General features: G+C 64.1%; 10 protein-coding genes. 3 read left to right on the top strand and 7 right to left on the bottom strand.

The window, feature by feature from the left end; translation table 11 throughout:
• From OE647_RS08620 to OE647_RS08635, 4 genes are all read right to left on the bottom strand, one after another.
• Nucleotides 1–786, bottom strand: coding sequence for an ABC transporter ATP-binding protein (locus OE647_RS08620; RefSeq protein WP_263721309.1), 786 nt, complete (start codon nt 784–786; stop codon nt 1–3).
• Nucleotides 783–1754, bottom strand: coding sequence for a branched-chain amino acid ABC transporter permease (locus OE647_RS08625; protein ID WP_263721310.1), 972 nt, complete (start codon nt 1752–1754; stop codon nt 783–785). Before OE647_RS08625 ends, OE647_RS08620 begins: the two co-directional genes overlap by 4 nt.
• A 55-nt stretch (nt 1755–1809) precedes the next feature.
• Complete coding sequence (locus OE647_RS08630; protein WP_263721311.1) at nt 1810–2679, bottom strand: branched-chain amino acid ABC transporter permease; 870 nt, start codon at nt 2677–2679, stop codon at nt 1810–1812.
• Between the two features lie 79 nt (nt 2680–2758).
• The gene (locus OE647_RS08635) at nt 2759–3946 is read right to left on the bottom strand and encodes an ABC transporter substrate-binding protein (protein ID WP_263721312.1); all 1188 of its coding nucleotides are present in this window, start codon (nt 3944–3946) and stop codon (nt 2759–2761) included.
• 174 nt (nt 3947–4120) lie between these two features.
• Here OE647_RS08635 and OE647_RS08640 point away from each other — a divergent pair, with 174 nt between their 5' ends.
• Entirely contained in the window at nt 4121–4831 is a 711-nt protein-coding gene (locus OE647_RS08640; protein WP_263721313.1) for a GntR family transcriptional regulator, read from the top strand.
• Between the two features lie 145 nt (nt 4832–4976).
• Nucleotides 4977–5696, top strand: a complete 720-nt coding sequence (locus OE647_RS08645) for a phytochelatin synthase family protein (RefSeq protein WP_263721314.1) — start codon at nt 4977–4979, stop codon at nt 5694–5696.
• Nucleotides 5697–5725: 29 nt separating this feature from the next.
• Here OE647_RS08645 and OE647_RS08650 read toward each other — a convergent pair whose 3' ends face one another.
• Entirely contained in the window at nt 5726–6667 is a 942-nt protein-coding gene (locus OE647_RS08650) for a ketopantoate reductase family protein (protein WP_263721315.1), read from the bottom strand.
• A 439-nt stretch (nt 6668–7106) separates the two neighbouring features.
• On the bottom strand, nt 7107–9044 hold the full coding sequence (locus OE647_RS08655; RefSeq protein WP_263721316.1) for a BTAD domain-containing putative transcriptional regulator: 1938 nt from the start codon (nt 9042–9044) through the stop codon (nt 7107–7109).
• Between the two features lie 173 nt (nt 9045–9217).
• Between OE647_RS08655 and OE647_RS08660 the strand changes: the two genes are divergently transcribed.
• The gene (locus tag OE647_RS08660; RefSeq protein WP_263721317.1) at nt 9218–9412 is read left to right on the top strand and encodes a hypothetical protein; all 195 of its coding nucleotides are present in this window, start codon (nt 9218–9220) and stop codon (nt 9410–9412) included.
• 137 nt (nt 9413–9549) lie between these two features.
• On the opposite strand, the gene OE647_RS08665 is transcribed toward OE647_RS08660, so the two are convergent.
• A partial coding sequence (locus OE647_RS08665; protein ID WP_263721318.1) for a DDE-type integrase/transposase/recombinase occupies nt 9550–9947 on the bottom strand: 398 nt, incomplete at its 5' end.

The following is a 9947-nucleotide window of genomic DNA, read 5'->3' on the forward strand; positions in this document are numbered from 1 at the left end:
TTACATCCCGATCGCGGCGTCTTCGGAACCCAGATAGGCCTCGATGACGCGCGGGTTGGCCTGGATTTCGGAGGGCGTGCCCTCGGCGATCTTCTCGCCGAAGTTGATGCACACGATCCGGTCGGAGATCTTCATCACGGCGGGCATGTCGTGTTCGACCAGCAGGACGGTCAGTCCGCGTTCGTCGCGCAGGCGTCGGACAAGCGCCACCATCCGCATCGTCTCGTCATGGTTCATGCCGGCGAAGGGTTCGTCCAGCAGGATGACCTCCGGGTGGGTGGCAAGGCCGATCGCCATGCCGAGCGCCCGAAGATGGCCCTGCGGCAGGTTCGAGGCCATCTCGTTCCGGATCGACTGAAGTCCGAGGAAGTCGATGATGTCGTCGGCCGAGCGGGCGAAGTCCGCCTCGTCCGCGCGGGCCTGACCGCTGCCGAAGAAGAACCCCAGAAGGGAGGCCTTGGACCGCAGGTGATGGGCGACGATGACGTTTTCCCGCACCGTCATCGAGCGGAAGATCGTTGTTTCCTGGAAGGTGCGCACGACGCCCAGGCGCGCCACCTTGTGCGGCGGCAGGCCCGAGATGCGGTCGCCCTTGAACAGGACCTCGCCCACGGTCGGGTTGATGAACCCGGCGATCTGCTTGAAAAGCGTGGACTTGCCCGCCCCATTCGGCCCGATGACCGACAGGATCTCGCGCGGGGCGACATCGAAGCTGATGTCGCTGTTGGCCGTCAGCCCGCCGAAACGCTTGGTCACCCCCTTGATCTGCAGGATCGGCGCGGTCATTGGCGGTTCTCCTTCTTGTCCAGGAGGCTCAGGATGCCGTTAGGCAGGAGCAGCATCAGGGCGATCATCGAGCCGGAGTAGATCAGCAGCTGGTACTGCTTGGCGATCGAGAGCAGGTCCCACCCGAAGTAAAGCAGGAGCGTTCCCAGCATCGGCCCGAAGACATAGCCGAGCCCGCCGAGGAAGCAGTAGAGCATGAAGTTCACGCTGTCGGTCACGACGAAGGACGACGGATAGATCGACTGCGAGATCGCGACGAACACCGCCCCGGCGATCCCCCCGAAGAAGGAGGAGATCGAGTAGGCGAGCACCCGCAGCATGGCCGTGTTCACGCCGATGGAGGACGCCAGTTCCTCATTCTGCTGAAGCGAGCGGCAGAGATGGCCCAGTCGTGAATTCACGATGCGCCAGAGGACGAAATAGGTCACCACCATCAGCGCGGCGGCCATGAGGTAGAAGGCCAGCTTCGGGTTGGCGAGTGTCGCGAAGTCCGGGATGATGGTAAGCCCGAAGACCGCAAGCTCCCCCGGCAGCGGGATTGATGTGATCCCCTTGGCGCCGTTCGTCACCGGTAGGGCGAGCGCGCTCAGCCGGGCGACCTCGGTCAGGACAAGCGTGACCATCGCGAAGTAGACGCCGCGGAGCCGCAGGATCGGCAGGCCGATGACGACCGAGACGATGGCGCAGGCAATCCCGGCCAGGGGCAGGGTTGCCCAGAAGCTGAAACCCGCCTTCACCACCAGGATGGCCGAGACATAGCCGCCGACCAGCGCGTAGGCGCCCTGTCCGATGTTGATGCGGCCGATGTAGAACGTCAGCCAGACCCCCGCCGCGCCCACGGACAGGAGCGCGACCGAGGTTAGCGTATAGTAAAAGTCCCACCGCCCGGTCACCGCGATGAACAGCGGGACGAGCGCGAAGACACCCAGAAGGTAGGCGCCGACGCCGATTAGTCGTACAGGGGTCATGATTGCGCCCTTGGCCTTCGGGGTTGCGGTCTGAATGGTTTGCGCGTTCATCGGCTCAACCCCACGGCTTGCCCATCAGGCCCTGCGGCCGGATGGCGAGGAAGACCATGAGCGTCGCGAAGATCACGAGGTAGGTGATGTCGCCGTAGGCCGCCAGCAGCGTGAGGCCGACCGATTCCATCATGCCAAGGATGAAGCCGCCGGCGATCGCGCCCGATATGACGCCCGCGCCGCCGATCATGATCATCAGGAAGGCCTTGACGGAGGTTGGTCCGCCCATCCCCAGGTTGATGCCGGTGATCGTGACCAGAAGCCCGCCGACCAGCCCCGCGAGCATCGCGCCAAGGGCAAACCCGATCATCGAATAGCGGTCGACATCGACGCCCATCAACTGCGCGGCCATCCGGTCCTGCGCCAGCGCGCGCATCGCGCGTCCCGTGCGGGAATACTGCATGAAAAGGATGAAGCTCGCGATGAGCGTGATCGCCAGCACCCCGATCAGGATGCGGTCGTAGGGCATGATGATCCGCATGTCCCAATTGAGCACGCCATTCACGATCTTCGGCACGCCCCGCTGCTTTTCGCCGAAAAGCAGGAGGATGACCGCATCAAGGAAGAAAGCGATCCCCGCCGCCAGGAGCATCGTTGACTCCTCGCGTTTGGAACGCCGGATGACCGGCCGGAACAGGAATTTCTCGATCAGCCCGCCCATCACCGCCAGCACCGCGGCTGATGCGAGCAGTCCGACGATGAAGGGAAGCCCGAACTGTGCAACCACCGTATAGGTGACGAAGCCCCCGAAGACATACATCTGGCCGTGGGCGAAGTTCAGCACGTTCATCAGCGAGAAGATGAGCGTCAGTCCAAGCGCGATAAGGGCGTATTGCGCGCCCAGGTAGAGGCCATTGGCCAGTATCTGTTCCATCGGGTCCTCGTTCACAGAAGGGTGGAGCCCGCGAGGGGAGATGACGTCTCGCGGGCCCCTGACATGCGGCTTGCGCCCGTCAGTCGACCTGCGCGACGAACAGCGTCTCGAACTTGCCGTCGCGGAACTCGTTCACAACCAGCGGAACGGAGACCTGGCGCTTCTGGCCGAAGGAGGTGGAGCCGACATAGGTCAGCTTCGCGTCGCCCACCATGAAGGGGTTCGGCGCCTCGAACGTGTCCATCGTGGACTTGAAGGCTTCCACGTCGTCGATCGCGGCGGGATTCGCCTTCAGCGTTTCGAGGATGTATTCGAGCGCATAGACCTTGGTGTTCGACTCGTCGTTATATTCGCCGAACATCTTGGTGTAGCGGTCCACGAATTCGCGCATCGCGTCGCTGGCAAGCTCGGGGGTGGAGGCGCCGCCGACCGAGATGAAGCCGTTGGCCAGCTCGCCCGCGCCCTCGGTCAGGACGGTCGCGTCCTGCGCGGTCTCGGTGGAGATGAGCCCCGTGTAGCCCAGTTCGCGCGCCGAACGGATCAGCTGCGGCGCATTGGCCGGCGAGACGCCCGAAAGCACCAGCAGGTCCGGCGCCGACTGGATCACGGGCAGGAGCACCGGGGTGAAGTCGGTCGTGTCCACCTGGTAGGTGACGCTGTCCGAGACGACCTCAAGCCCAAGGGCCTTGGCCGCTTCCACGCCGCCGTCGCGCTGCGACAGGGGGTCGGATTCGTTCGCGGCCACGAAGGCGACCTTCTTGACGCCGCTGTTGTCCATCAGGTGCTTGTAGATCGCCGGACCCGACTGGTAGTTGGCGACCATCCCCAGGATCGCGTTCGACGCGGGCGGGGTGTAAAGCTCCTTGGGGAAGGCGTAGGGGAAGTACATGATCCCGTTCTGCTCGGCCACCGGACGTACCGCCGCCGCGCCGTCATCGACGTTCGGACCGACAACGTAGTGGACGCCGTCCTGGGCCATCTTTTCCATGCCGGCGATGGCGCGCTTGGGGTCCTTCTGATCGTCGAAGGGCACGATTTCCACGTCGTAGGTGGTGTCGCCGATCGTCACGCCGCCAAGTTCGTTCAGCCAGGCCGCGCGCGTTTCCATCGAGCGCTGGTTCGAGATGCCCCAGGCGGCCGCCGGCCCCGAGGTCACGCCGACGAAGCCGATCTTGAGGACCGGGTTCTCCGCCCAGGCGGCGGCACTGGTCGTCAGCGCGAGGCCCAGCGTCAGGCCCGTCGTGGCAAGGAAATGACGTCTCTTCATTCTCTGTCTCCCTGTTGTCGGTCAGCGGTGTCTTGAGCCCGCGACACCCTGATTGACGCAATCGTTGACGAAGTTGTCAACAAAATTGTTGCGACTGATGGTGCGCATCCCCTTGATGGCCGGCGCACTTGCTCTATAGGCTAAAGGCAACACACTTGATGTCGGGCATTGCGAATGGGCAGGGATATCGCTGCGGCGGAACGCGGTCTGAAAGCGGAAGAACTCGCCGAGGAAGAGATCGTGGACCGCATCTTCGAAGCGGTTATAGATCAACGCCTTCCGCCGGGAATGAAGCTTTCCGAGGCCGCGCTGTGCGAGGCGTTCGGCGTCGGCCGGATGCGCATCCGTCAAAGCCTCCTGCTGCTGTCGAGCCGCGAGGTCGTGGAGCTTCAGCCCAACCGTGGCGCCTTCGTTGCCTCTCCTTCGGCGGAACAGGCGAGGGAGGTGTTCGAAACCCGCCTGATGATCGAGCCCAACGTGGCGCGGCTGGCGGCGGAACGTGCGACACCTGCCCATCTGGAGCTTCTGGCCCGGCATCTGGAGCTGGAGGCGGAGGCGCTTCGCAACAATCGGCGGCGTGATTCGATCCGCCTGTCGGGTCAGTTCCATGTCCATCTTGCCGATGTGGCGGGCAATGGCGTTGCCCTGCGGATGGTCAAGGAGCTGGTGACGCGGACATCGCTCATCATCGGGATCTTCGGCAGCGGGGGGGTGTCGAACTGCCGCGACGAGGATCACGGAGAGATCCTGGAGGCCCTGCGCACCCGCGACAGCAACCGGGCCGCCCAACTGATGGCGAGCCACCTTGAACATATCCAGGATCACCTCGACCTGGGCGGGCAGGGCGAGCCGCCCAGCGATCTGGTCGCGATCTTTCGGACCTAGGTCTTTCGCCAGCCGCCCTCAGACCCCCGCACCTGTCCCGAGAGGCGACGGATGATTTGGCAGGCCGCGCCGTTTTAGGGCATGCTGAGGTGCCGATCCGATGGGTGAGCCTGTTCGGGCCGGCCTTGGCGACAGGGGATTTGACATGATGAAAAGATTGGCATTCACCGCCGCGGTCTTGATGGTCGGCGGCTGGTCCTTGGCGCAGGCAGAGACGTTGCCACTGCCCGAGGGCGTGATCGGGCTTTCGACCCCCGAAGGGGCGGCGCTGCTTTTCGGGGCCGAGGCAAGCGCCGACTACCTCCCGCTCAGCATCCATTTCACGACACAGGTCAATCCCGCCTATTGCGGGCCGGCCTCCATTGCCATGGTGCTGAACGCGCTCGACGTGCCGCGCCCGGCCTCGGACATGACGCTGGGCCTGGGGATGTTCGATCAGGAGAACATCTTCACCCCCGAAGCCGAGGCCGTGAAGCCCGCCGCCGCAATCCTGAGCCCGCCCTATGGCATGACGCTGGACGAGCTTGGGGGCGTCTTCGCCTCGCATGGGCTGAAGGCGTCCGTGGTTCACGCCTCCGACTCCGACCTGGAAACGTTCCGCCGGACGGCGATCGCCGAACTCGCCGACAGCGACCATTTCATCTTGGTGAACTACCTGCGCAAGGCCATTGGCCAGGAGGCCGGGGGCCATATCTCTCCGCTGGCTGCCTACGACGCGGATACCGACCGCTTCCTCATCCTCGACGTGACCCGCTACAAGTATCCTCCCATCTGGGTCGAGGCCGCGGCGCTCTTCGAGGCGATGAACACCGAAGATGCCGACAACGACAACAAGACGCGGGGCTACCTCAGCGTCAGTCGTTGACCGAAGGCCGCACTGGGGTGACTTGCGCCTTAGTCGGCGTTCGCCAACCGTGGGGGAGCTCCATCCTTGAGCGGCTGGAGTGCGGCCCAGAGCACATTATGGATCGGTGTCGGGACCCCGTGCTTGCGCCCGAGACGCACCACGTCCCCACTCAGATAGTCGACCTCCAGCCGTTTGCCGGCATTAAGGTCGTCGAGCATGGAGGCATGCATCGTGTCGGGAAGCGTATCAAGGATTTCCCATTCCTTCTGAACCAGCCCTCCGGGCAGATCATGGACCACGGCCCGGCCGACGCGTTCGGTCTCTTCCATCGCGGCGACGAACAGCGCCCTGCTGTCCGGGTTGGCGCGCAGCGGGCCGAGATCGAGCCGCGTCAGCGTGGTCATGCTGGCAAGAGTGGCCTGCGAGATGAATTTCTTCCACAAGTCGTGCAAGATGTTGTCAGGGAGCACGGCCGTCGCCCCTGCCGCTAGAATCGCATCGCGGAACCCTTCGACGCGCGCCGTTACCCGGCCGTCCGCTTCGCCGAAGGTGAGCCTGTCCCACATGGCGGAGTGGTCTATGACGCCAGGTTCGGCCACATGCGCCGGGATGCGCGCCACCCCCGGCACCACGCGCCTCGCGCCGATGATCGCGCCTAGCCGTTCATGCGCGCTGACGCCGTTCTGGCAGGTCACCACCATCGTCTGGGGACCGAGCATCGGAGCAATCGCGCGCGCGCCGCTTTCGACGTCGTAGTTCTTCACCATGAACATGATGACATCGACGGGCCCGACCGCGCCCGGATCGTCGGTCGCCGGGATCGCAGGGAGGTGGAGGTTTCCGCGCGGACTCAGGATCTTCAGCCCGCGCGCGCGGAGCGCCGCGAGATGCGCCCCGCGCGCAATGAGCGTCACCTCTTGCCCTGCCGCCGCCAGACGCCCTCCGAAGTAGCCGCCGAGCGCACCTGCGCCCATCACTGCGATTTTCATGCGCCCTCCGACTCCCCCATTTCACAAACCTAGCATGCCCGGAGACGGGCGCAGATTTCTACAGACGTAAAAGGGACGGCGCCTGGTCCTGCGTGGCGGGCGCTGTTCCCTCCCGCCGAGAAAGGCTGGGTGCCGCAAACGAGGGCATAGGGAAGTGGATGCAGGATCCACATTCAGGGTGAACTGACCTGGATGCAGATCCGGCAAGGGCGATGGGACGAGGCCGAGGGGGCTGCAAGGAACCGATTTCTCGGTCGAAACGCTCGCTGACGAGGGTATCGAGTTCCTCATGGCGGGCGCCGCTGAGCTTTGGGCCGGTCTCGGCGTGCCGTTCGACGAGGCGGTGTCGCTTGCTTAAGGAGACGACGGCAGACGCGCCGTCTACGGGTTTGCCTGTCGCATTCGGCACCTAACCAACGATCGTCCTTCTGGCATGCGGTCATTCGGGCAGACCAGCCTTTCGCATGCCGGCCTTCCAGTCCTCGATCACACGCTCCGACCAGGCGCCGCGACGAAGCGACGATATCCGGAAGTTTGGATCCTTCTCCAGAATCCGCCGCTTCACGTCCTGGGCCTCCGCGTCTCGTCCTAGGTGCGCGTAGCAGCTTGCCAGGCGGCTGAGCGACCACACCTTCAGGTTCGTTCTGCGCTTGTAGGCCTCTATCGCATCCTCATAACGCCGTGCCGACAGGAAAGCGTCGCCCAGCAATAGCCAATACCACTCGGGATGGAATGGGTTCAGTCGCATCGCCTCGCGGATCATGGCGATACCCTCCTCCGGCTGCCCCGAGTCGGCCAGGATCGCCCCGTAGGTCATTCTTGCATTCGCATCGTTGGGATTGATCTGGAGCGCGCGTTCGATGTGATGTCTCTCTTCGTCGAATTCACGCAGATAGCCATGAACGCTGGCCAAGACCCATCGGATCCTTCCATCCTCAGGGTCACGTTCCAGGGCGCGCTCGATCCTCGCCTTGCAGTCGAGCAGGAGCGGTCTGGGCGCCGCGTCGTAGTTGTTCATCACGATCTCGGCGAAGGCGAGGTAGGCCTGCGCCAGCGCGTGGTCCGGATCGAGCCGCAAGGCCTCGCGGAAGAGGGCAATGGCCTTGTCGTTGTCGTCGGGCGCGTAGCCGCGCAGATGCTTGATGCCGCGAAGCGCGCATTCGCAGGCGGCCGGTGATGGATTCTTGCGGCTTTGTTCGGCGACGGTGTCCTCCATCCGGTTCTGGATGGTCACGATGATCGCCCGCGCGATCTGGTCCGGAACGGCAAGCGCTTCGCCCGCTTCGCACTCGAAGATGTCGCTCCACGTCTGCGCGCGGCTGGTGCCTTCCACAAGCCGAACCGTTATGCGCAGCCGCGCGGCGTTGGCCTGAATGCTCCCTTGCATCAGCAACATGACGCCCAGTTGCCGCGCGATTTCAGCAGTGTCGCTGGTCGTGGCGGCAACCGCGGCCGAGCTATACTGGTCGATCACGAAAACGGACCGAAACCGGCCCAGGCCGGTTGCTATCTCTTCCGCCAGCCCCTCGCAGAGGAAGTTCAGCCGGTCGTTTCCGGTCAGGTTCCGGAAGGGCAGGATGGCGATGGAGGGGCGATCGTCAATCGCATGCATCGCGGCCGGATTGAGTGCGGCGGCGCTTGGCTCGGCCCCGCTGTGGCCGGTGAGAATGTCCCGATACAGGTCCTCGGTGTCACGGTCCGGTTCGACGTCAAGCTCTTCGCGCAACGCTGCCCGGCAATTGGCGTAGAGCTTCAAGGCAGCCGCACGGTCGCCGCGTGCGTTGCAGATCCTCATCAATGCCCTGTAGACGGCCTCCAGCGACCGATCCTGGCTCAGGAGTTTCCGTCCCAGCCGCATGGCGCCGCCCCTGTCCGCTTCCGGCAGCACCGAGATCGACGCCGTGGTGACGAGCCTTCCGGCAAGCTCATCGAGCCGGGCGCGTTCCGCCATGACCCATTGCTCGAACTCCGGCGTCGAAGTCTCGATCCCGTCCAGCAGCGGCCCTCGATAAAGCTCGGCGATGTCGCAACTGAGCATGCTCCCGGAACAGCCATCCGCGAAGTCGATCGCGTCGACGGCGAACTCGGAAAGATCGAGCGTAACGGTGACCCTCTCGCCGGCAAGAGGGTCGGTTCCCGCCGCGCGGAACGCCTTGCGAAGTGCGGCAAGCGACTGGCGCAGGCTGCTGCGTGCCTGCGGTTCTGCACGATCGGCCCACAGAAGCGACGCCAGCCTGTCGCGTGACTGCGCGCGACCGCCCTGAAGCGCGAGGAACGCGAGCAGTTGCCGGTCCTTTCGCGTCGGCAACGGCAGTTCGACCCCCTCGGAGGTGCTGAGGGTGAAGCCTCCCAGAAGATCAAGCCGCAAGCGTCGCATGGCACATGTCTCCGATGATGCGCACGGCAGAGCGATTTCACAGTCATTTCACGATCCGGCGCGTTCGTAACCCCCTTTTTCAGGGTGATTTCACGAAACCGGCCGGGGTCAGTTCACGGCAGTCCTCCAAGCTTGAACCAACGCAACACAGCTATGCCGGGAGGAACCGTTCCATGAAAACGCTCATCAAGAGTCTCGGACGACTGTTCTCGCCGTCCTCGTCCGACGCGCCCGCCAACGTTCTGTGGGACGGTGGAGACATGGATCCCTGTCTCGGCATCGACAGCAGGTTGGAACAGGCCCTTCTCGCCAGTCTGCATAGCGATGGCGCGCGCCAGTATCTGGATTACGTCTGCAGGGGCCGCTGATGTCTCGTCACGAACGCGTGCATGCGTCGCGCAGAATGGTGCTCACCCCAGAATTGGTGGCGCTGTGCCACCGCGAGGTGCCTCGTCTGCCCGACGATCCCGACCAGGTGGACTTGCCCGACTTTTATGGAGAGCGTTTAGCTCACTTCCCGGGCTTTTCGCTCGAAGGCGATGGGGCTCTGGAAGCCGAGCGATGAATGCCGCCTGACGGGATTGTAGAACCCGTCGATGTATCTGGCGACGGCGTTTTCGGCCTGCTGGCGGGATTGCCAGGCGACCGGCCAGATCAGCTCCGACTTGATGGTCTTGAAGAACGTTTCCACCATCGAGTTGTCGTAGCAGTTCCCACGCCCGCTCATTGAGATCAGGATGCCACGTTTCCGGAGCAGCGCCTGATAGTCCACAGAGCAGTATTGCGACCCACGGTCGGAATGGTGAACCAGGCCCGGCGCGGGGTTGCGAGCCACCAGAGCACGGCGCAGGGCTTCGACCGCCAGGTTGCGCTTCAGGCGATCACTCGTGGCCCAACCGACGA

Source organism: Albidovulum sediminicola (genome assembly GCF_025751575.1).
Lineage (GTDB): Bacteria > Pseudomonadota > Alphaproteobacteria > Rhodobacterales > Rhodobacteraceae > Albidovulum > Albidovulum sediminicola.